Genomic DNA, 23,484 nt, shown 5'->3' with positions numbered 1-23,484 from the left:
CTTTGGACATACAGCATTGCATATGACATCCGGGCGTGGAGGTTCGCGTGAAAATTCGCGTAAGGTTAATTTTGTCTTTTCTCGGCATGGCGATCGTGCCGCTAAGCGTTGTAAACGTATTTGTTTATCATAAATTCGCCGGCAGCAGCGAGAGTCAGGCGACGGCTTCCGCCCAGGCGTCGCTGCGGCAAATCGGCAGCAATGTAGATACTTATATGAAGGATATGGAGTCCATCGCCAAAGTCGTCGTGCTCAACCGCTCCATTTCCGATTGGCTGCATCAGGCTCCGCTGGAGAAGTCCGGGGAAACGGCGGCCAATCTGGAAAAACGGTACAAAGACGATTTGGATATCCGTCATTTTTTAACCGCGCAGAAGGGCAGCCGCCCGTATATTGACGGCATTCATATTCTTTCCATGAACGATCGGTCGCAGCTCTTGGTCCGCTCAGGGACCAATGTCGACCTGAAGCCGGATCTGATCGTCAGACAGCCGTGGTGGCCGGAAGTGCTGCGGGAAGAGACGGCCAGCGTTTTTGTCGCGCCGCATATGGCCGATTATTTTGATTACGGCGTCCCTGTATCCGAGAGCATCGATATGTTCTATCCCATTCCGTATCCTTTGAAAGCGAAGGATAAAGAGTGGGTTTTTGTACATATGTCCGCGGACCTGCTGCTCGGCGAATTTTCCAACGGCATCGGCTTTTCGGGGGAGAAGATCGGCTTGCTCGATAAGGAGGGCAAGGTAATACTCGGCTCCCGGGATGTGCTGGCCCCGTCGCCCGAGAGCCTGATCATCTCTCATGTTTCGCCCGTTACCGGCTGGACGCTGACCGCCAGCATCCCGTATGACCAGCTGTACCGGTCCACCCGGGAGACGCGCGACGTCACGCTCGCCATTACGGCGATCGCTTGCTTGCTGGGGCTGGCGCTTGCCGTCGCCCTCTCCAAACATGTGCTGAAACCGCTTCAGCTGTTAAGCCACTCGATTCGTCACATTCAAACCGGCTTTTTTCAATCGCGGGTCAAGGTGCTGGCCAATGATGAAATCGGCGAGCTCAGCAGCTCCTATAATGAAATGCTGAACACGCTGGAATCGCTGCTCAAGCGGGTTCAGGAAGAGGAGCGCGCCAAAAAGGACGCCCAATTGAAAGCGCTGCAGTATCAAATTAATCCGCATTTTTTGTACAATACGCTGAACTCGGTTCAGTGGCTCGCCGTCCTGCACGGCGTCCCCCAAATTAAAGAGCTGATTACTTCGTTAATCAAGCTGCTGCAATCGAGCTTAGGCAAGAAGGGGCCTTTCCAGACGCTGTCCGAAGAGCTTGAAGAGCTGCGCCATTATATTTCCATTCAGCAGTACAGGTTCGGGCCCGAATTATCCGTTGCCTTCGACACGGACGCGGATACGGAGCATTGCATCGTTCCGCGAATGATTCTGCAGCCGCTGGTGGAAAACAGCATTTTTCACGGGCTGGAAGACGGAATCGGGCATATATGGATACAAGCTCGCAGGGAAGGGCAGACGCTGATGGTATCCGTTATGGATGACGGAGTCGGAATGACGCCCGAAGCTATCGAAGGCTTGCTGGCCAAGGACGATGCATTCCCCGGAAAATTCAGCGGCATCGGCATTCATAATGTGGCGGAGAAAATCAAGCGGCTGTTCGGAAGTCCTTATGGAATCAGCATTATGAGCGAGATCGGGCAAGGAACGAAGATTATCATCCATTTGCCCGTAAAGGAGGGATGAGGAATGTGGAAGGTTATTATCGTGGACGATGAAGTGCTTGTGCGCCGGGGGCTTTCTTTGACCATCCCCTGGTCCAAATACGATATGCAGGTGGTCGGCGACTACTCCAACGGCGCGAAAGCGCTGGAAGCTATGGCCTATCTTCAGCCCGACGTCGTCATCACGGATATCCGCATGCCGCATATGGACGGTCTGACCTTTCTCAAAAAGATCCGCGAGTCTTATCCGGAAACGGTATCGGTCATTTTAAGCTGTCATGACGATTTTGCCTATGCCAAAGAGGCGATTCACCTGGGGGCGGTCAATTATTTATTGAAAACGTCGATGGACGAAACGGAAGTGGATCTTGCTTTAAGCAAAGTACGGCAAAGCCTGGAAAAGCGGAAAAGCGTGGACGCGCTGCTGCGGCAGGCCGAACAGGTCCGCAGCCTGGAAAGGCAGGCCGGGCTGCGCGCCGCATTCAAAAGCGACCTGCCGTCCGCGTCAGCCGCCGCAATAAGCGGGCGTTCAGCCGGCGATTCGGGCTGCTTCCTGCTGCTTATGGCGAAGCCCGTACATTCGGCGGGAAGCGGCGCGCTGTTCGCGGGCTGCCGTCAGCTTGAGCAGTTGTACGGCCACGAGAGCGATTGGTACGGCGCCTTGGATGAGGAAGGCTGCCTGCTGACCGTGCTGAAGTATTCCGGAACGCCGTCTTCGTTGGAAATACAGCGGACGGGGCACATATGGTCGGGCCGTCTGCTTCAGCTGTTCGATTGCGGCAGGGAGGAGCTGTACGTCGGCGTATCGGCCCCGTTCGTATCGTTGGCGACGGCCCGGCAAGCATTGGAAGAAGCGGGCCGGGGCGCGGAAGCTTTCTTTTACGACGAGGGAGAAAGGAGCTTTTATACCGGTGAAGCGCCGTACGCCGCAGCGGAGGACAGAGGCGCAATGAGTGGCGCAATGTTTACCGCCGACCGCCGCCAGCAGTTTCTTGAGGCGCTTCGAACACGCTCGCCGCAAAAGGTAAGAGCGGAGCTCCAACAGTTATCCGCTCTATGGAAGCCCGGCGTGTCGTCCGCTTCCGTCAAGGAGATGGCGGCCGCCATGATCGACATGATCCGGCTGGAATGCGGCGATCCGCAATCTTCCCCTATGGGAGCGGCCATTTCCGAGCTGCGGGGGATGAGCAAGCGGTCCGAGCTGGTTAGCCGGATCGGGCGCGAAATCGACGCATGGGAACAGCGGGTGCAAGCTTCCGGCGGCTTCTCGCTGCGTCCGGAAATTCAGAAGGCCGTCCAATATATTCAGCGGCATTTGCAAGAAGAATTGAAGATGCAGGATGTAGCCGAGCATGTGGAGCTCAGCCGGAGCCATTTCAGCGCCTTGTTCAAGCAAGCACTGGACAAGACCTTTTTGGAATACGTGATGGAAAAAAGAATGGAACGGGCGATGGAGCTCATAAGAGAAGGCCGTAAAAAAATGTATGAAGTCGCCTATGAGGTAGGGTTTGCCGACTATAAATATTTTACGCGCTGCTTCAAGGAGCATACGGGAGCGACTCCGAAGGAATGGCGGGAGCGGCTTGCTTATGAAGCTATGGCCGATTCGGCTCAAGAAACGGAGGTAAGGCAAGGATGAGGTTAAGGCGCCGGCTTTACGTACGATTCGGTTTCGCCGCCGCTTTGTCGCTTCTGCTGCTGGCGGCAGCGACCGCCTGCGAATCCGGGGGCAGGCCGGAAGCTTCGCCCGATCCGGAGCAAGTGACGACGATTGCCTTCTCCGCGCCGGAGACGGGGACGGGAACCGCGCAAAGACTGGCGGAAGACTTTATGCGGCTTCATCCGGAGATTAGAGTGAACATTACGCAATTGCCGCCGGTTTCTTCCATGCATGACGAGTATGTGAATAAGCTGGTAAGCGGCGATAAAGATATCGACTTGTTCGCGATGGACGTCATCTGGATTAAGGAATTCGCTTCCGCCGGATGGCTGGCCCCGTTAACCCCTTATTTCAGTCAAGACGATCTGAAGGATATTAGCGATATTCCGCTTGAAAGCGTCTATTCGCAAGGGACGATGTACGCCCTTCCGTGGTATGCCGATATGGGGATGCTGTTTTACCGCAAAGATTTGCTGGAACAAATCGGGCAACCGCCGCCGCGAACTTGGTCGGAGCTGATAGAACAGTCCAAGCTGCTGCAGCAAAAAGGCTTTGCAGAATATGGATATTTATTCCAGGGGAATGCATATGAGGGCTTGACGCTCAACTTCTTGGAACAAGTGTGGAATAACGGCGGGGATATTGTTGAAAACGCGGGCCGTTGGACATTGAACGATCCCGAAGCCGTGGAAGCTTTGGCGTTTATGCAGCGGCTCTTGAAGGAGGGAATCTCCCCGCCAAGGGTGCTGAGTTTAAAGGAAACGGAGTCCAGAGAATGGTTTTTGCAAGGAAAGTCGGCTTTTCTGCGCAGCGGTCCTATCGTATGGGGCTTGGCGAAAAACGGGAATTATCCCGTTCAAGGCAAAATCGGCATTGCGCCGCTGCCCGTCGGGCCGCGCGGAACGCTGGGCGGAGCGGGACTGGGAGGGTTCAGCATCGGTATGAACGCCCATATTACGGAGCCGCGCCGATTGGCGGCCATTCAATTTCTTAAATTTTTGATTGGCGAAGAGGCTCAGAAGCAAATTGCTATGAACGATTCCAGAATGCCTGCGGCCAATCGGCCGTATCATGATCCCGATGTCCTAGCGTTTAATCCGTACTATCCCGAAATAGAATCCGTGCTGAAGCACGCGCGCTTTCGGCCGAGGGTGGCGCAGTATTCGGAAATTTCGTCCGTTTTGCAGATCGGGCTGCATGACGCTTTGACGGAGGAGCGCAAGCCGGACGAAGTCATTCAAGCATTGAACCGCATCTTGGGGCAGCTGCCGGCGAATAATGACGGCGAATAACGCATTGATGAATGGCAATGTTCCGCGCAATGAAGCGATAACGTCCAAGGAGTGTGATCCCTATGAGCGAACGCGATGTGATCGAGGCGTACAAACAATATTTATCCGGTTATTCGCTTCAGCAGCTAAGGTATCAACCGGCGGAAGGAGGCTGGTCCCTATCGCAGATGTACAATCATTTGATCTTGGCCGCATTGGATTATCTGGATCAAGCGGCGGTTTGCACCGCTGCAGCGGAGAAGACGCTCGTGAAGACCGAAGCGGGCGAGCAGGTGTTCCGAAACGGAGGCTTTCCTCCGGTGAAGATCAAGCTGCCGGACGGTCCCGCAAACTCGCCGAGCAATTCGGACAGTAAAGAGGAATTGCTGCGCGGGCTTGAGCAGGTTCAGCGGAGAATGGCGGAATGGGTAATAAAGCTGGATGAAACGAACCCGGATTGTAAAGTCAAGCACGGCGGATTCGGATGGTTGAATGCGAGGGAGTGGTACAGTCTCGTTGACATGCATTTCCGTCATCATCTGCGCCAGAAGAGCGAATTGGACCGAGAGCTCGGCTCTGAGCTTGCCGTTGCGGAGCAAGAGCAGCTTCATTAATGATTAGCAAAGTTCTCCAAGGAGCCTTCGGCCCTCGGGGGCTTTTTGATTTGTATCGTAATATAACGACATTTTTTCATGATGCATCGACACTGAAGATTTATAATTTATGTTAATGTAAAAGCATATGAGAGTTGGGGGTGAGCGACGGCTGTAGCAGAAACAAGTACGGTTCTGGCTTGGTATGAAAACGGTAACAAAAGTGATTTTGGAGGAGTGTCCTACTATTGAAAAAGACGTTGAACAAGGCTCTGTCTATCTTATTGGTGTTCACTTTTATTATTGGTCTGTTCTTTGTACCTCAACAGGCCGCTCATGCGGCATCAGCCAAGGTTGACGTTGTGCCGGGGACGCTCGAGACGGGCGCCGGCGGCAACGTGAAGGTAAGCTCGGAAAATAGCACTAAAAAAGCGCCGTTTGCGGCCGCTCATAACGGAAAAGACTACTGGCAATTCGGCGGAACCGCGACAGCGGTGTTTCCGGCTGAAGGGACCGGTTCGCTCTGGATAGCCGTCGATTTGGGAGGGGAGAAGACGTTTGACGAAGTCAGCTTCGATATTCCCGCCGGCTTTTCCAGCGTGAAAACCCGGATATCGGATTATGAAGTGCTCTATACGTCGGCCGATAACGCCTGGGCTTCGCTTCCTGGGACGTCGAACTCGGGACTGACCGCCTATACGTGGAGCGCTGACTGGTCGCTTGCCAAGCAAATCGGCGTTCCGGCGAGCGACGCGGGAGATCCGAACTGGGGCTCGCTGAAGCCCAGCAATTCCGGTTGGTCGGCCACGACTACGGGAACTCTTGTCTCGCCTGTGACGGCGCGCTACGTGATGATCCATTTCACGGTCATTCCAGGCAATCCGGGCGCTATCGGCATGTCGAATTTGCAAATTTTGAACTCGGAGACGGCGACGGACGATTCTTCCGCATTTGCCGATACGTACTTGAACGATCCGGGCAGCGGATACGCCATCATCACGCCGAGTTATCCGGGAATGAGTCTTACGATCGGCCGTCCGGCCGTGATCGACGCTCAATCGGCATCCGGCAAGTTTCCTGTTTTCCAAGTTACGAAAGCGGTTGCAGGAACGACAGTTGCCGGAACGCTCATCGCTCCTGACGGTTCGGCGGCTTACAGCTTCCCTCCGACAGCTGCGGATGCGGGCGGCAATGCGGTCATGTCTGTTCCCGATTCCGTCGCGCTAGCGAAGGGAACGTACAGGGCGGCGTTCACGTTGACCAACAGCGGAAATACGCTGTATGACAACTACTATTTTACGGCCATCGATGATTTTGCGAATTACCGATCGATCCCTAACATCCAAAATTCGAATAATGCCGACGTGGCTAATAAGAGTCCGGATGATTGGGCGGACAGCGCTTATCCGGCAATCCAGATGGACGGCTCCGGCCAACTCACTTATGTGCCGGATTACAAAGGCAATCAGGTGATGGATTACTCGGCGGTCGGTTATAAGGGCGGCGGCACAGCGATTCCGAATGTGCCGGTTCGCGTCAAAGTAGCGCCTCTTGCCGACGATACCCAGGATGCGTGGCAGACGATCCAGGACGCGATCGATTATGTTTCCTTGTATCCCGTCCAGGAAGACGGCTTCCGGGGAGCCGTCTATTTGGAAGCTGGCGTGTTCCGCATCAGCAAGCCGCTGAACGTTAACGTATCCGGCGTCGTCATTCGCGGAGCGGGAGCGGGGACGGTTACGCCCGTTGTCGGAGACGGTACGGCCGGCAATCCGTATGACGAGCAAATCGCCAGCGAGAGCGCCGAGCCCGGAGTGACGAAGCTGATTTCCACATGGAAAATTGCGGAGTCGTATACCCCTCCGGCCAATCACGATACGACGACCGGCAGTCCGTATACGAAAGAATCCGGCAGCACCTTAATCAATTTTACCGGACAAAGCGTAAGCAAGTCCGTATCGACCGATATCACGGATCAGTATGTGGGAGCCGGGCAGTACTCCATCCATGTGGCGAGCCTGGACGGTTTCTCCGTAGGCGATCTGGTCACCGTACAGAAGGCGATCAATGCGAATTGGGTCAAGGCCATGTACATGGACAAAGTGGACGGAGCGAGCAACTGGCTGCCCGGCGGCAATCTGGAGAGCGGATTTGCCGGCACGCCGTTCACGGCGGAGCGTACGATCAAGAGCATCGACGCCGCAACCCGCACGATCACGCTGGCCGAGCCGCTTTCGGATAATCTCGATATGCGCTGGGGCGTCTCCAAAATCGTCAAGACGGCGGAAGGCGGACGCATCAGCAACGTAGGCGCAGAAAACATCCAGGGCATCTCGCATTTCTACAATACGACCAAGCCGTCTTTATCCAGATACGGAGTCAACTTCAAGTCGTATAACGATGAGAACCACGCGGAAGTATTTGTGGCGATGGTCAACGTCCGCGACGGATGGCTGCGCAATTTTACGACATATCATATTGACAGCGCCTTTGTAACGGACGGCAGCTCGCGGAATATTACGGTGCAGGACGGCAGCGTTCTGGACCCTGTGAGCCTTATGAATGCCGGTGAACGCCGTTATTCCATCTATTATAAAAAATCCGCGTTCATGTTTACGCAGCGCGTGTATTCCCGGTATATGCGGCATGCTTTCATCGTAGATTCGTATACTTCCGGCCCTAACGTATTTTACAATAACTCCAGCGAGTACACGTCCAATGCGTCGGAGCCGCATTTCCGCTGGTCGTCCGGCGGATTGTACGACAATGTCGCAGCGCGCATCTACTTGCAAAACCGCTGGGACATGGGGACGTCGCACGGTTGGGCGGGGGTTAACTATATGCTGTATAACTTCACCGGCCCGTTCATAGCGACCCAGCCTCAGCTTTCGCCGAACTATGTAATCGGGCATCAATTCGACAATGCCAGCAACCGTTTGGGATCGGCCACCGATTCATCGACCGGACGGCAAAAACCGGACAAGTCGGATTCGGCGAATATGGCCGCCGCAGGATTGAACGGGGGCAAGGTACCTAACTTTGATGCATATGAATACAGCGTGACGCAAAAGGTGACGCCTGCGGCCGATCATATGCCGGAAAGCCTGTATGTTCAGCAGCTGATCAATAGCCACGGCCCGCAAGCGGCGTCTATCATCGCCGAGAATACCGTTCCGCCGATGGACGATCAATCGAGCGACAAACGGCCCAAGCTCACCGGTCTTCAAGTAGACGGACGGGCCGTATCCGGATTTTCGCCGGATGTGTACAGCTATACGGTGACGCTTCCTCTCGATTACGATTATTCCAAGAAAGCGGAGATTACCGCTCAAGCGGAGCAAGGGGTCCGCGTCGATGTAGCTTATCCGCAAGAGATGAGCGGCGGAACGGCGCTCATTACGCTGACGGATGCCGAAGGCGTGAAAAACTTTTATAATGTTGCGTTTGCCGTCATTCCCAAATCGCCAATCGTCACGGCAAGCGACGAGCAAGTGGATTCGAGCAATTCCAACTATGCGGTCAACGTGCTGAACCCCGGCGATTATGCCGGCACCGGTTCGCTTCGCTGGGCAGCCAGCGGCGCGGCGTGGATTCGCATGTACTTGGGAGAAACGGCGAAGACGGTTCAAGGCGTGCAGATCGGGTTTGTCCAGCATGCGTCGAACCCTCGTACGTATAAGCTGAGAATCGAATATTCAACGGACGGGCAGAACTGGTCGGCCGTTCCGAGCGGTACGGTCGTCAGCGAAACTTCGGCGACGCCGGTCGCCTGGGAAACGCAGCCGGATACGTACATGAACTCGCTTACGGTGCTTGCGGGAACGCCCGGAGAGAACGTTTTGCAGACGTTTACTTTTGATACGCCCGTACAGGCGCGGTTTATTAGAATCGCCGGCAACGGCAATATGACGGGTTCTTCCAGCAACGCATGGAATAATTATTGGCGTTTGCGCCCTCTGTTCCCGCAGACGGAACCGCCGTATACGCCTCCTGCGGGAGTCGCCGTATCCGGACCGGCATCATTAAGCCCGAACGGCAGCGCGCGGCTTCAGGCGCAGCTGACGCCAAGCACGGCGACGGTGACGGATGTGATCTGGAAATCCAGCGATCCGGCTGTTGCGGTCGTAGATTCAACCGGCAAAGTAACGGCTGTAGCGGCGGGGCAAGTTACCATTACGGCAACGACGGTCGACGGTGCCTTTGTTTCCTCCGGCATGCTTCAGCAAGCTTCCGGCACGCATGAGATTACGGTCGCTTACAGCGGCAATGCCAAGCTGTCCGGCTTGTCTGTCGATCAAGGCACGCTTTCTCCGGCATTCTCGCCGGCGGAATTCGGTTATACGGTCGATGTGCCGAGCAGCGTGAGCAGCCTCCATCTTTATGTGACCAAGGCCGAGCCGGAGGCGTCGATATCCGTTACCGGAGCCGTATACAGCACGGTAACGGGCGATGTATATGCTTATAAGGCTTCCGGTTTGAAGTTCGGGTCCAACCCGATTGATATTGCGGTTACCGCGCAGGACGGCACGAGCAATTCGTACAGACTGACGGTAAACCGGGCAGCTGCTCTGGGCAGCAATGCGGATTTAAGCTCCTTGGCTTTGTCGAGCGGCAGTCTGACTCCGGCATTCACGCCCGGTACGACGGCTTACGCCGCAGCTGTAGATAACAGCGTATCGAATATTACCGTAACGGCCAGCGTCTATGACAGCCAGGCAACGATGACCGTGAACGGCAACCTGGTTGCAAGCGGTCAAGCGAGTCCAGCCGTCCGGCTGCAGGTCGGCGCCAATCCGGTCACGATCGTAGTGACGGCGCAGGACGGCACGACGAAAATGTATACCGTATCCGTGCAGCGTGCGGCTGCTCTGAGCGGCAACGCGGATTTAAGCTCCTTGACCTTGTCGAGCGGGAGCCTGAGCCCGGCGTTTGCACCCGGTACGACGGCGTATACGGCGAACGTGGACAGCGGCGTATCGAGCCTGACGGTAACGGCTGCGGTAAGCGACAGCAGCGCCGCAGTGACCGTGAACGGCAAGCCGGTCGCAAGCGGCCAGGCGAGCCAAGCCGTTCCGCTGCAGTTCGGCAGTAATCCGGTGACGATCGCAGTGACGGCGCAGGACGGCACGACGAAGACGTACAACATAACCGTGACCCGCTTCGTGAAACGCAGCAGCGGCGGCAGTGGAAGCAGCGGCGGCGGTGCAGGTACCGCTCCAGGCGATGCGAAGGTGACGGGAACGGACGGCAAGCTGACGCTTCCGGCAGGTAAGCAGGGAGAAGTCAGCCTGGGCGACGGGATTGTCGTCTCCATTCCGGCCAACGCATCGAACAAGGAATTGAAAATAACGATCGAGAAGGTAACCGACCTGCAAGCGCTGCTTGCGAATCATGAGATTTTGGTCAGCCCGATATTTGAAATTTTGAAAAATATTTCGGAAAACTTCAGCAGCCCGGTCACTCTGACCTTCACATTCGATACGGCCGGTTTGCCGGAGAGCAAGACGGCGGCCGTCTTCTACTACGATGAAGCGAAGAAGGTTTGGGTGGAAGTGGCCGGCGGCAAGATCGACGGAAATAAGATTTCCGTCGAGGTCGATCACTTTACGAAGTTTGCCGTATTCGCCGTAGACACGGCGGCGGAGAAGCCGAATCCGGCTGTCGCCTTAAGCGATATTGCCGGACATTGGGCGGAAGGGAATATTAAGCAGGCGGTGAACCGAGGGATAGTGAGCGGTTATCCGGACGGCACGTTCAAGCCGAACCGCACGGTGACGCGGGCGGAATTCGCCGTCATGCTGATGAACGCGCGGAAGGCGCAGGGAGAAGGAGCGAAGCTCACTTTCACCGATGGCGCGGAGATTGGAGACTGGGCGCAGAAGGCGGTCGCGCAGGCGGTTCAAGCGGGCGTCGTTCAAGGCTATGAAGACGGAAGCTTCCGGCCGAACGCCGAGATTACGCGCGCCGAGATGGCCGTGATGATCGCTAAAGCGGCAAGCCTCAAGATCGAAGCGGATGCGGCAGCCGGCTTTGCCGACGATCAGGACATTCCGGCATGGTCGAAGGGCGCCGTTGCGGCCATGAAGCAGCAAAAGCTGATTGAAGGCCGGGACGGCAACGTATTTGGGCCTGCGGCCTCGGCAACGAGAGCCGAGGCGGTCACCGTACTGCTGAACCTGCTGGCCCAAAGCGGCAAGTAGCAGCGTATGGAATGATCTTGCAAGACATAAGGGTTATTCTCCAGGCAGCCGAATAGGGCTGCTCGGGGAATAACCCTTTTTTTGCCAAACGATATATCGTATTGTCCAGCTACGAGGCTATAACCGCTTGCCTGCCTGTACCTCGGCAAGCGAGGGCAGCTCCTCCACGTCTCCCACTTCGACGAGGTACAGATTTGCGTACCCGCCGCGGTCGGACGTGTACAGCACTTGCTTGGTATCCGCAGTAAAGCGCGGATGCACGTGGGTGGCGGCATTAATCGCCATGCCGCCGTGATACGCCAGGACGCGGGGCTGATCGAAGCCCGCGCCGTTTCTTTTCCACAGCAGCACATGCGGATTCGTCATTGGCTGTCCGTCCCCGACGATCAGCTCCAGGTCGTTGCTGTGAAAATGATGGCTTTGGAACGGGAAGTCAACCTCCGTCTGCTCCGTATTATCATAGCGGATCGAGCCGAAGTAGCCGTCGATTTGCCCGTCCGGCCGCACCTTGCGGCCGTGATAGCCGAGACGGATTCCGTCGGCGAACCAGTACTCGTGGCCGACCGATTTGTCCGGGCCTTGATCCGGCACGACCTTGGACGCTGCGCCGGTGTTCGTATCGAGCAGCCATACGCGATGATCGATCTTGTCCCAGGGACCTTCATGACAGAAGGTAAGCAAGTTCGGCACGGCCGGCGACATATTGACGTGCTTGATCCAATACCGTTCCGAATAGACCGTATCGGCAGCGCCGGTTTCGATATCAATGCGGATCAGCCGCGTCTCGGGATATGCGGCCCACGTTTCGTAGAAGCCCCCCTCGAATTCACGGTGCACCTTGTTTTCGTTGATGGACGCCACGACATATTTGCCGTCGGCGCTGGGCGATCCGGAGCTTAAATAATATCCGTCCGGAGCCGTATACAGCACGCGCTGGCGCAGCGTCTTCAGATTCAGCGCCAGCACCTGGCCGAGGTAAAACATGTACACTTCCTCATTGCCTTCGTGCACATAGGACAGAAGCAGGCGGTCGAAATACCGGTCGTCGTAGGAGGGCTGCGGCAGATCGGTCAATTGCACGATGTGCATCGTATCCATGTGCAGCCGGAACAGATTGCTCGCATTGCCCCGCTGCGATTTGAAGATAATGTCGCCGCGGTAGAACGTTTCGTTCGTAAAGTACAGATGGTTGCTGTGGGCGAAATAATCGGTCAGCTGCACGATGCGTCGCCCGGAAAGCCGATCCCGGTACTCGCGAAATTCCGGATTGAATCTGGTTCCTTGCATATACATCCTCCCCGTCTGTATTATTTCTTGCCTTAGACCTGCACCTCCTGAAGCTTCAGTAAATCATCGGTATCGCCGGCCTCCGTTTTCTTCCCATGATAACCGAGCCTTTCCCCGTCGGCAAGCCAAATTCGTGACCGACCGTCTTGCGCGGCGTCATTTCTAATCGAATTCTAATCTAACGATGCGAAAATGGATTCAGACGAAAGGAGGCGATTCGCTTGTGCTGAGACGTCTACATAATCACGAAGGGATGACGGCGCTATGGTTTCTGCTGCCGAGCCTTGCGGGGTTCGCGGTCTTCTTCGCGATTCCTTTTGCGATGGGTCTGCGCTTCTCGCTGATGGACAGCCCTGTGGACGGGACGTTCGTCGGGCTGGACAACTACCGTGAGCTGCTGGCGAACCCGGTGTTCAGACGGGCGGCCGCCAACACGTTCCTGTTTACCGTTATCTGTGTCCCGCTGAACATGCTGCTGTCCCTGGGGCTGGCGATGGCGCTCAACAGGCCGCTGCCGCTGCGTCAAACGTTCCGCATATCGTTCTTAAGCCCGCTCGTCGTACCGGTAGCGTCCGTGGTGTTAGTCTGGAAGGCACTGTTTGATCAGCATGGCGTTCTGAACGGATGGATCGCCGATTGGGGCTGGAGCCGGGGCGCTTCCCCGAAAGATTGGCTGGAGAGCTCTTCCGCGCTGGGGGTTGTGCTCGTCGTCTACTTGTGGAAAAACATCGGTTACAACATGGTGCTGTTTCTCGCCGGTTTGCAGAACATCCCGGCCGATTATTACGAAGCGGCGTCGGTTGACGGAGCGGGGAAATTCAGGCAGTGGCGGTCGATTACGCTGGTGTATTTAACGCCGACAGCGTTTTTCGTGTTCATCATGTCGATCATCAACTCGTTCAAGGTGTTCAGAGAAACGTACCTGCTGGCCGGAGATTATCCGGACCCGAGCATTTATATGCTGCAGCACTATATGAACAACATGTTCAAATCGCTGGATTATCAAAAGCTGACCTCGGCGGCGTTCCTGATGGCGCTTGTTATCGTCGTGCTGGTCTGGATTCTGTTCCTGACGGAAAGGCGTATCGGCAAATCGCTCGGCTAGGCGAAATTTCGGCCGCATATCCGGCCCGACGTTCTGGTCAATAGATAAGGGGGGAACGCTCTATGACAGCAGGCGAGCCGCAACCGGAGCCGGACGCAAGCGCTGTGCGGAAGCATGCTAAATTTCAGCCTCCGGCGGCAGTCCGAAATGCTCGGGTCATTATGGCCCGTGTAGGACGAAGAGCCGGGCAGATCGCACTGGTCGGTCTGCTTACGCTTTTGACGGCGGTGTTTTTATTTCCGATGGTTCTGACGTTAATCCAATCCTTCATGTCGGAAAGCGAGATTACGGATATTTATGCCGCTTTTACAGAGGGCCGGGGCGACGGTGGGGAAGGGAGCGAATTCGTCCGCTTGCAGTGGATTCCGTACCGCGTAACGCTGTCCCAGCTGTATGCAGTGCTGGTAGGGAGGCCGCAATTTTTATTTATGTTCTGGAATTCCGTAAAAATGACGGTACCGATTATTGCCGGCCAAATTCTCGTCGCATCGCTTGCTTCTTATGCGTTCGCGCATTTGCGCTTTCGGTTTCGCGAGCCGCTCTTTTTCATGTATATCGTGACGATGCTGATGCCGTTTCAGGTGACGCTCGTGCCGAATTACATCGTTGCTGACAGACTAGGGCTTCTGGACTCGCATTGGTCCATTATTTTGCCGGGCATATTCAGCGCCTTCGGGGTATTCCTGCTGCGGCAGTTCATGATGTTCGTGCCTGCGAGCTATATCGAAGCGGCGCGAGTGGACGGCGCGAGCCACGCGTACATTTTTGCAAGAATTGTCCTGCCGATGTGCGGGACGGGAGTGGCGGCCCTCTCCATTCTCGTTTTCATCGACAATTGGAACATGGTGGAGCAGCCGCTCATCTTTCTGCAAGAGGCGAGCCGGCAGCCGCTGTCCGTTTACTTGTCGCAGATCGGCGAGGGAGAACGCGGAATCGCTTTCGCCGCATCGTCGATGTATATGCTGCCGCTGCTGTTAGTGGCGTTGTATGCGGAAAAATATTTGATCGAAGGTATCCAGCTTTCCGGAATCAAAGGGTAAGGGAAGCAAGAGAAAGGGGACATGCTCCATGGACGGCACGATCGCCGCCTCGCGCGAGGATGACGTCAAGAAAAAAGCGATCCGGCGGGCTATCCTCGTCTTTGTCCTGGTCATGATCGTTTTAACGTTTTTTTCCAATACGCTGCTGACCCTCTCGCTGGCGGAGGTGACGGTTCAGCAGCCGGCAAGCGGCCCCTTGTCGCATGAGGTGACCGGCTCGGGCAAGGTAGAAGCGGCGGAGACGGCGGATATTTATGTAGAAGTCAACTGGCCGGTCGGCGATGTCGCCGTCAAGACCGGCGATACCGTGGAGGCCGGTCAAGAACTGTTTACGTTGAAAACCGGAGATGCCGATGATTCGCTCAAAGATAATCAGGCCCGGTACGAACAGAAGCAGTTGAGTCTGCAAAAGCTGCAGGACAGCTACATGGATGCCGCCCGCAGCAGCGACGAGAAGCAGATGCGCGGCATAGCGCGGGACATTGACAGCACAAAGCTGGATTTGCAGATTTTGGAGCGGCAAATCGCCAATCTGCAGCGCCAGCTCGCCGAGTTTGGGCGGATGGCGTCTCCGGTCGCCGGAACCGTCATTGAAGTGAACGCGGCAAAAGGCGCGCCGGTGCCAAGCGGGAAGGCGGCCGTGCGCATCGCCGACGCCGCCAAGGGACAGCGGCTAAAGGCGACGATCCCGGATACTAAGGCCCCTTATGTCCAATTGGGCGATGAAACCGAGCTGATCTTTGCCGCGCTGGGCAATGTGCGGGTGAAGGCCGCAGTCACCGATATCCGCGATCTGTACGAAGCGTCTTCGCAGACGTCGGCGTCCGGGTCGTCCGCCCCGTCTAAGCGCGAAGGCAAAGAAATTACGTTCTCGCTGAACGACAGCCGACTGAAGGGCGGCGAAACCGGCGAATTCGGGATCGTTAAGAAGACGGACGTATTCCGCTCGCTGCTGCCGAGCGATGCGGTCCGCGAAGACGATAAAGGGAAATACGTCCTCGTTATGAAGGAGAAGAAGGGGCCGCTCGGCAGCGAATACGTCCTGCAGCGCGCCTCCGTACAGGCCGGCGACGCGGATGATTGGAAGACATCGATAGAGAACGGCGTGACGCCCCTCGACAAAGTGGTTGTCTCCAGCAGCAAGCCGGTTGCGGAAGGGGATCGGGTCATGCCCGGCAGCTGAGCACGTTTAGCATTTCATAGGAAAGGAGGGAGCGCGTATGCTCAGGCGCCGTTCCCGATTAGCCTCGTTCATGGTGTTTGCAGGAGTACTGCTTGTACTGGGCGGCATCGGGCTTCTGTCGTCCGTCACGACCGCTTGGGAGCGGGAGAACGGCTCCCACCGGCTGCAAAAGCTGACGGCCATCGTCGATCGTATCGCCGATTCTTCAAGCATGGGCGGGCTGCGGCTTGAGGAGGCGGAGCGGTTGGCGCGGAGGTGGAACCCGCTGCCTGTCGCTTATGCCGCAGCGATGCAAGCTCAGGCCGTTCAGGGCAAGCTGTCGGTTTCGTGCAATCTGTTCGGTGTGAACGGGACTTACCGCGATTTCCGCGAATTCAAAATGATCGGCGGTGCGGCGCTCTCGCAAGCCGCGGTCGATCAGCGCAGCCGCGTTGCGGTAATCGGCGCGCAGCTCGCCGATCGGCTGTTCCATTCGACCAGGGTCGCCGGTAAAACGATCGAGCTGTACGGAGTTCCCTTTACCGTTATCGGCGTGTTCGAGGATGAACGCTCCCTGGCGGAGCAAATGTCGGATGACGGCTTGGAGGATGTATTCATCCCGGTCACGGCGATGCTGGATGTGTATCCCGATGCGCGAATCGGCATCGTCCAACTGGCGGCCAAGCCCGATGCGGCGATCCGCGGGGAGACTGCGGTCAAGCAGGCGATGACGGAGGCAGGGCTGAATCCGTCGTCATTTCGGATTACAAACGATGTGCTCGTTCATGCGCGGATTTCGCAGCTGCGGCGGCTGCTGTTGTTCGGATGCGGGATGATCGCAATTTACGGGCTTGCTTCTCTGATGATCCGGCAGCTGGCCAAGGCCCGCGCGGCCATGCAGGCCCGGCTCGCGGCGCAGGATTGGTCCGATGTGCTTCGCAGCGAGCGGCGCTTGCTTCTGGGCTGCGCGCTTGCTGCGGCCTCGACGGCAATAGGCGCGGCCGGATTGTGGGAGATGATCCGGTTTCGCCTGTACATTCCGCCGGACTGGGTGCCGGAGGAAATCATTGACGTATCGTTTTATATCGATAAGCTGCGGGAGCTGTGGCAGCAGCAGACGGCGGAAGCGGGATATGTCCCGGCGCCTCATGAACGGCTTGCGCATGCGGCAGGAAGGCTGGCGGACGCGTTATGCTTTGCCGGCAGTCTGCTCGGCTTGCCGCTGTTTTTGCTTGGCGTCCGTCTATGGTCGGCCGAACGGGTGCTTTTGCCGGTGCAGCTGCAGCGTTTGTTTCTCTGCATTCCGGTTGTGGCGGCCATCGGCTATGGCGCCGCCCGCTGGGCGGGAGTCGATTACCGGATCGATCCGCAGGAATATGCGGTTACCGGCGCTTTCTTTATCGTCGCCGTCATTCACGCTCATAGCCTTGCAAACCAACTTGAACTTGAAGGAGTGAAGCTTTCCCATGTCGAGAATTTTAGGTAAGCCTTGTTTGGCCGTCATTTCGATCATTTCCTTTTTAAGCTTGACCGCCTGCTCGGGGAGCGGAGCCGTATCGCCTGCTGCCAATGACGCAGACGTTGGATCGGCGGGCTCCGGGACGAAAACTGTCTCGTTATCGGTCATGACCTCCGATCGTTTCCTGGAGCTTGCCAAGCAAAAATTCGAAGAAAGTCACCCGAATATCAATATTGACATCAAAGAATATGCGGCGGCGCCGGATACGGGGATGAAGGGGCCAAACACGACGATCATCACCAAGCCGGACCCGAAGAATACGGAGAAATATGTAAGTACGGTAGGCACGGAGCTGATGAGCGGCAAAGCGTCGGACATTATCGTCATGAACGGACTGCCTTATAAGAAATATGCCGATAAGAAGCTCCTGGAAAATATAAGCGATCTGATGAGCCGGGACAAATCTTTTCAGCAGAGCGATTACTATACCGACATCATGGATGCGATGAAATATAAAGGCGCTTTGTATACCGTCCCGATCCGGTTCGGACTGAACAAGTGGCTGGGCAATCAAGCCCTGCTGGCTGATAAGAGCATTGACGACGCCAACTGGACATGGCAGAATTTCAAATCGCTCGCCGCCGAATGGATGACGGACCGCAATAACGACGGCAAGCCGGACGTATACCCGCTCGGGTATATCGAGCCGAATGCGCTGATCGCCGTGATGCTCGGCGCCAACTACGCCAAATTTGTCGATGATGCGGGCAAGAAAGCAAATTTCGACTCGCCCGAATTTATGCAAATGCTGAAGCTGGCCAAGTCGATGTATGACGAAAAGATCATCCCCGCCGACAATACGGATAATAACAACGTCGTCTTTAACCCGAAATTGAACATTATGATGGCAATGGACATGTACTCCATGCCAAAAATGTTTTTTGACGGCAAAGCGGCGTATTATAATCCGCCTTCCGAGAATGACAGTAGAGGAGCTTCGTTTACGACGAACATGCCGGTCTCGATCAATAGCAAATCGGCGAATAAGAAAGAAGCTTGGGAATTCGTAAAATTTTTGCTGACCGATGAAATGCAGTCGGTCCGGGAATTGAACGGGTTTCCCGTTAACCGCAATGGGGCAAAGGCTCAAGCGGAGAGCTTAAAGACGCTCGGGACAGGAGAAGGCGGAGGAGGGAAAGGAATGCGTCTCAACGTCAACGGCAAGGAATTGGCGCTTCAGCCGGCTGCGGATCAGGATATCGCCGCCATCATGAATGCATTGGATAACGTGAAGCAGTATGCCGAAAGCGACTTGAAAATTTCCGATATCGTATCGTCGGAAACCGGGCCGTTTTTCCAAGGACAGAAAACGGCGGAGGAAGCCGCCAAGACAATCCAAAACAAAGTAAGCATCTACTTGCAGGAATAATGTCCGGACCTAGAGGATTCAACCGTTCCGGCATGCAAAATATTTTCGTTACCAGGAGGACTGCATCATGAAGCCGTGCCAGCGTAAGCGGCGCCTTTCCGAACTTTTGCTTATCTTGATGTGCTGCTTCTTCAGCATAGCCCTGCCGGCGAATGCCGCTATTCAGGCCGCAGACCGGATTGCAGATCAGACTATAGACCAGACTGCAGCCGAAGGGGAGGAAGCTGCGGCTTCTCCCTCCGTCGGTACCGTGAGCCTTGCGGATAACCGGTATTTTGAATTGAAAGATTGGAGCGTCCTTGCAGATAACGGAGCGAACAATATTACCTTCACCGTGTCGGTGCATAACGATAGCGCCGCCGATCTGATGTTTCATGACTATTGGGTGCATCTGCTGACCCCGTCGGGCAGCCCGATTACGCTCAACGTATGGCTTCAAGACAAAGAGATAGACCGGATTGCGCCGCATTCGGCGCAAAATATCCGGTTTTATGCGACGGTCGGCGATCAAACGAATTTATCCGAGCTAAGCGTAGAATTCATCCAGTGGGACTTCAGCCGGCCGAATTTTGAGCGGCGTCTCGGAGCCATTGCCGTTCCCGCCGGCTACGTTACCGCAGCCGGGTCATCCCGCGAAGTTCGAATGGGGGACATACCTGTGCGAACGGTCATCAAACAAAGATCGATGCGCCAGGATGAGAAAAACTATCATACGACGATCGTATATGAAATGACCAATGCGGGCGCGAAAAGCGCAGCCGTACCTGCGTATTCCTTTGCGATCCGCACGCTCGAAGGTTTTATGTATCCATTGGACTCGAAAAACGGAAAGGATATGACGATCGATCCTCAGGTCACTCAAGAAATCGAGCTTACCGGCTCCATTCCGGTTTCCGTGTCATCCGAGGGGTGGCAGCTTGTGTTAAGCGAATACCCGCAGGATCTAAAGCTTAACGTCTCCGTCGCTGTTTACGAGCTGCCCGCCGTTTCTTCCGCTAGCGGGGGAAGCTTCGGACAACCGTATACGTTCGCGAACGATGCGGGAATATATACCGCGGAAATTGCCTCGATCCGCCGTCTGCCGTGGGAGGATCAGGATTTGCTGACCGCGGAGATCGTCGTCGCCAACAATAGCGAGCTGTCGCTGCCGATCCCGGACATGACGGGATATTATGAGCTGGACGATGCGGTGAAAATCGAGGCGACGCTGATTCAGCCCGATCAGCTGATCGGGCTGGCTCCGGGAACATCGACCCGTTTCCAGCTCGTCGGGAAGCTGCCTTATACGTACGCATTTTCCAAAGTCAAACTTGTACTTGAAGAAAAAGAAAGCGACACCGGGACCGGCGAGCTGCTTTCCTTTACGAGCGGCGCCGAGCTGCTGAACGTCCCGTACTACAACGAAGGCGAGACGTACACGGCAGAGCATGCCGGTCGGAGCGCCGGCTACAAGGTGTGCGATGTCCGGACTTACAGAGGGGATAGCTCGGATACGTTCATGATTATGCTGGAGGCGTCCAATCTGGAGAAACGCTACAGCGATGTGACCCGGCTGGCGGCTAATGTTCAGTCGGCGGACGGAACGATCTTCCCGGCTGTCGTTAGCGCTATCGGCGGGAAACTAAGCCCCGGGGGCAAAGCGCTCCTGTTCCTGACCGCATCCTTGCCGAAGGGGACGCCGACCTCAACTATGCATGTCATGATCGGCGAAGCGATTGCGGGCGGCAAGCTGGCTTCCCGGGATGAGCAAGCGGACGGGTATATTGGCGCCGCCGCTTTCTGGCTGCCCACGGAACGATTTACTGTGCAGGACGACTTGCTCCATATCGACTTGGTGCCTTACGAGCTCTCGATGAATCGCATTACGACGGCAATAGTTCTCGGCGAGCTGAATCTTTCGTTCGACTATGAATTGAAGAAAGATCGGCTGATGGAAACCAATATTGAAGGCCGCAAGCTGGTCATCGCTTTTGAGGATGAGAACGGTAATAAAACATTTACCCGCGAATACGATTTCAAAGACTTTGAAGCCGCTAAGCCGAATGACGGAACGAAGGATACGAAGCTGCGAGCGGGCCAAAAGACCCGGTTCGAGATCAAGGAGTCCGATCAGGAGCTGATCTACAAACTGGAGACGCTCAAAACTTATAAGTTAAGCGTATACGACTCCTTTAACGGGCAACTCAAACTGCTTGCGGCGAAGAAGATCGACTGGTTCACCACGACGGATTAACCGGTTCGGGCGGCGGTTTTTCATCTGGCCTTCAGCTTTTCGTTTTATACTACAAATGATTATTTAGACTCGCACGTGAAAAAAAGGGGGATTGCCTTCGATGAAAATACTCGTTGTGGAGGACGACCTTCATCTGCTCAAAACGATCCGAACCTTGCTGGAAGAAGAAGGTTACCAAGTCGACCCCGCGGATTGCGGCGAAGAAGGCTGTTATATGGCGGAGCAGGGCGATTACGATCTGCTGCTGCTCGACCGGATGCTGCCGGGGATGGACGGACTGAAGATTGTCCGCAGCGTTCGGGCCAAACAGGCGGCGACGCCGATCTTGTTTCTGACGGCCAGAGATACGGTGGAGGATATGGTTCAGGGCCTTGATAGCGGGGCCGACGATTATATGACCAAGCCGTTCGAAGTGCGGGAACTGCTCGCCCGGGTAAGAGCGCTGCTGCGAAGACGCTCGCCGGCGGACCGTGACGGAACGATTGTCTATCGCGGGATCGTCCTGAACACGCGAAGCAAGCAGGCGCGAATCGGCGAAATACCTGTAGAGCTTACGCAAAAGGAGTTCGAGCTGTTCGAATATTTGCTGCGCAACCGGGAGCAAATATTGACCCGCGAGCAGATTTGCGCGCGCGTCTGGGGTCTCGATTCCGATGTCGGATTGAATGTCGTCGATGTCTACGTGTATTATTTGCGCAAAAAACTAAAGGCGTTCGATTGCGATCATATCATTCAAACGATCCGAAACGTCGGTTATATGATAAAGGAGCAAGCCTCATGTTCAACCGCATCCGAAACCGGCTGACGGTGCTGAATGCGGCGGTCTTATTCATTATTCTCGCCTGCATCGGTTTGATCGTTTATTGCGAATTGCGCCACCAGTTATATGCTAAGGTCGATGAATCGCTGCGGACGAGAGCGCAGGATCTCCGGTCCGTCAATGTGAAGGCCCAATTTTTCACGGAATACAACCCGGCGAGCGATGATAAAAGCATGAAGAAAAGCATGATATTAATTCAAGGGATCGATCCCCGGGTTTTCCTGGTGCTCTGGGATGAGAGCGGTAAAGGCATCCCCCTTATGCTCGGAACGGATAACGGCAAAACCGCCGAGGCTTTTCGGCCGTACCGGCCGCTACGCGAGCCGGAGACGGTGAAAATCGACGGTCATTACTACCGTCTGTATACGTTGGATTACGATCAGCCTGTCTCGATGAATGTGAAGATCATGACGGGGCAATTACCGCCGAAAGAGGGGGATATCCTCCCGCCTTATCCCTCCGACGACGGGGAAGCGGTCCGGATCGTATCCGCGCAAGCCGTCAGTATCGTCGATTCCGAGCAAAATATGCTGAACATACTGCTGGAAATCATGCTGCTCGGCATCTTCGGAGGAGGCGCGCTGACGGTTCTCGCTGGGCTGTACTTGGCCAATAAGGCGCTTCAGCCGATCCGGCGTTCCTGGGATCGTCAGCAGCAATTCGTCGCCGACGCATCCCATGAGCTGCGGATGCCGCTGTCGATCATTCAGGCGAACGCAGAGCTCGTCTTCCGGCATCCGGACCGTTCCATTCTGGACATGAGCGAACCGCTGTCCATGGTGCTTGCGGAAGCGAAACGGATGGGGAAACTTACGAATCAGCTGCTTACGCTGGCCAGAGCCGATTCGAATCAGGAAGAGCTGCAGCTTAAGCCGCTAGGGCTCGATTCGCTGATCAGGGAGGCGGCGCGTAAATTCGAACCGCTGACCGAGCTGAAGCGGCAGAGGCTGGAGCTGCAAGTAGAAAGCGGTCTTCAGCTTATGGGAGATAGCGAACGGCTGCATCAGCTGTTGGTCATCCTGCTCGACAACAGCGTGAAATTTACGCCGGAGCAGGGGACGATCCGGCTTCGCGCCGGACGCAGCGGCCACAGCGTCGAGGTCGCGGTAGAAGACAACGGCCCGGGCATTGCCGCCGAAGACTTGCCGCGAATCTTCGACCGCTTCTATCGCGGCGACAAGGCCCGAACCCGCAGCAGCGGGGGCACGGGCCTCGGACTGTCGATCGCCTGGTGGATCGTCGTCCGGCACGGCGGGCACATAACCGCGGCCAGCGTGCCCGGTCAAGGGACGATAGTGACGTTCCGTTTGCCCGTTAAGCATAAAAACTAGCTATCAAAAAGGTCGAATGCGGGAGCGGCAGCAGGCTCTCCTTCGGCCTTTTTAAGCATTTCTATCAAATCCCGCGTTTTGGCGAATGGGGTCAAGGCATCCAAAATAGACGGCGACGACGTTGCTGATATGCCTGCAAATTTGTTTAGATTTTGTTCAGATAAT

At 55.8% G+C, this 23,484-nt stretch carries 14 protein-coding genes; 13 read left to right on the top strand and 1 reads right to left on the bottom strand.

Annotated elements, in window-relative coordinates; genetic code table 11:
- Window positions 1–47 precede the first annotated feature (47 nt).
- The 5 genes from N0M98_RS23655 to N0M98_RS23635 all read left to right on the top strand — a co-directional run bounded on the left by N0M98_RS23655 (window position 48) and on the right by N0M98_RS23635 (window position 11,453).
- Window positions 48–1,751 (top strand): cache domain-containing sensor histidine kinase, encoded by a 1,704-nt coding sequence (locus tag N0M98_RS23655; RefSeq protein WP_249865063.1) that lies wholly within the window; start codon window positions 48–50, stop codon window positions 1,749–1,751.
- Between the two features lie 3 nt (window positions 1,752–1,754).
- Window positions 1,755–3,368 carry a response regulator transcription factor gene (locus N0M98_RS23650; protein WP_259619383.1) on the top strand — a complete coding sequence of 538 codons (1,614 nt, stop codon included), beginning with the start codon at window positions 1,755–1,757 and terminating at the stop codon, window positions 3,366–3,368.
- Entirely contained in the window at window positions 3,365–4,681 is a 1,317-nt protein-coding gene (locus N0M98_RS23645; protein ID WP_259619382.1) for an ABC transporter substrate-binding protein, read from the top strand. Before N0M98_RS23650 ends, N0M98_RS23645 begins: the two co-directional genes overlap by 4 nt.
- A gap of 62 nt (window positions 4,682–4,743) precedes the next feature.
- Window positions 4,744–5,274, top strand: a complete 531-nt coding sequence (locus N0M98_RS23640) for a DinB family protein (RefSeq protein WP_259619381.1) — start codon at window positions 4,744–4,746, stop codon at window positions 5,272–5,274.
- Window positions 5,275–5,501: 227 nt separating this feature from the next.
- Complete coding sequence (locus N0M98_RS23635; RefSeq protein WP_259619380.1) at window positions 5,502–11,453, top strand: cadherin-like beta sandwich domain-containing protein; 5,952 nt, start codon at window positions 5,502–5,504, stop codon at window positions 11,451–11,453.
- 117 nt (window positions 11,454–11,570) lie between these two features.
- On the opposite strand, the gene N0M98_RS23630 is transcribed toward N0M98_RS23635, so the two are convergent.
- A complete protein-coding gene (locus tag N0M98_RS23630; RefSeq protein ID WP_249865058.1) occupies window positions 11,571–12,740 on the bottom strand; it encodes an oligogalacturonate lyase family protein in 1,170 nt (389 codons plus the stop codon).
- A gap of 226 nt (window positions 12,741–12,966) precedes the next feature.
- On the opposite strand from N0M98_RS23630, the gene N0M98_RS23625 reads away from it, so the two are divergent.
- The 8 genes from N0M98_RS23625 to N0M98_RS23590 all read left to right on the top strand — a co-directional run bounded on the left by N0M98_RS23625 (window position 12,967) and on the right by N0M98_RS23590 (window position 23,319).
- Window positions 12,967–13,845 carry a carbohydrate ABC transporter permease gene (locus N0M98_RS23625; protein ID WP_375295548.1) on the top strand — a complete coding sequence of 293 codons (879 nt, stop codon included), beginning with the start codon at window positions 12,967–12,969 and terminating at the stop codon, window positions 13,843–13,845.
- 161 nt (window positions 13,846–14,006) lie between these two features.
- Window positions 14,007–14,885: a carbohydrate ABC transporter permease gene (locus tag N0M98_RS23620; protein WP_259619393.1), complete on the top strand. Its 879-nt coding sequence runs from the start codon at window positions 14,007–14,009 to the stop codon at window positions 14,883–14,885.
- 28 nt (window positions 14,886–14,913) lie between these two features.
- A complete protein-coding gene (locus tag N0M98_RS23615; protein WP_259619379.1) occupies window positions 14,914–16,068 on the top strand; it encodes an efflux RND transporter periplasmic adaptor subunit in 1,155 nt (384 codons plus the stop codon).
- 37 nt (window positions 16,069–16,105) lie between these two features.
- The gene (locus tag N0M98_RS23610; RefSeq protein WP_259619378.1) at window positions 16,106–17,533 is read left to right on the top strand and encodes an ABC transporter permease; all 1,428 of its coding nucleotides are present in this window, start codon (window positions 16,106–16,108) and stop codon (window positions 17,531–17,533) included.
- On the top strand, window positions 17,514–18,935 hold the full coding sequence (locus tag N0M98_RS23605; RefSeq protein ID WP_259619377.1) for an extracellular solute-binding protein: 1,422 nt from the start codon (window positions 17,514–17,516) through the stop codon (window positions 18,933–18,935). Before N0M98_RS23610 ends, N0M98_RS23605 begins: the two co-directional genes overlap by 20 nt.
- Window positions 18,936–19,002: 67 nt before the next feature.
- Window positions 19,003–21,168, top strand: a complete 2,166-nt coding sequence (locus N0M98_RS23600) for a hypothetical protein (RefSeq protein WP_259619376.1) — start codon at window positions 19,003–19,005, stop codon at window positions 21,166–21,168.
- A gap of 100 nt (window positions 21,169–21,268) precedes the next feature.
- Window positions 21,269–21,973: a response regulator transcription factor gene (locus N0M98_RS23595; protein ID WP_259619375.1), complete on the top strand. Its 705-nt coding sequence runs from the start codon at window positions 21,269–21,271 to the stop codon at window positions 21,971–21,973.
- On the top strand, window positions 21,946–23,319 hold the full coding sequence (locus tag N0M98_RS23590) for a sensor histidine kinase (RefSeq protein WP_259619374.1): 1,374 nt from the start codon (window positions 21,946–21,948) through the stop codon (window positions 23,317–23,319). Before N0M98_RS23595 ends, N0M98_RS23590 begins: the two co-directional genes overlap by 28 nt.
- Window positions 23,320–23,484 lie beyond the last annotated feature (165 nt).

Origin of the sequence: Paenibacillus doosanensis, assembly GCF_025060755.1 — a bacterium.
In the GTDB taxonomy this organism is placed as follows: Bacteria; Bacillota; Bacilli; order Paenibacillales; family NBRC-103111; genus Paenibacillus_S; species Paenibacillus_S doosanensis.
Note: the sequence above shows the minus strand (reverse complement) of the source record. Positions and strands in the feature narration are given on the sequence as shown.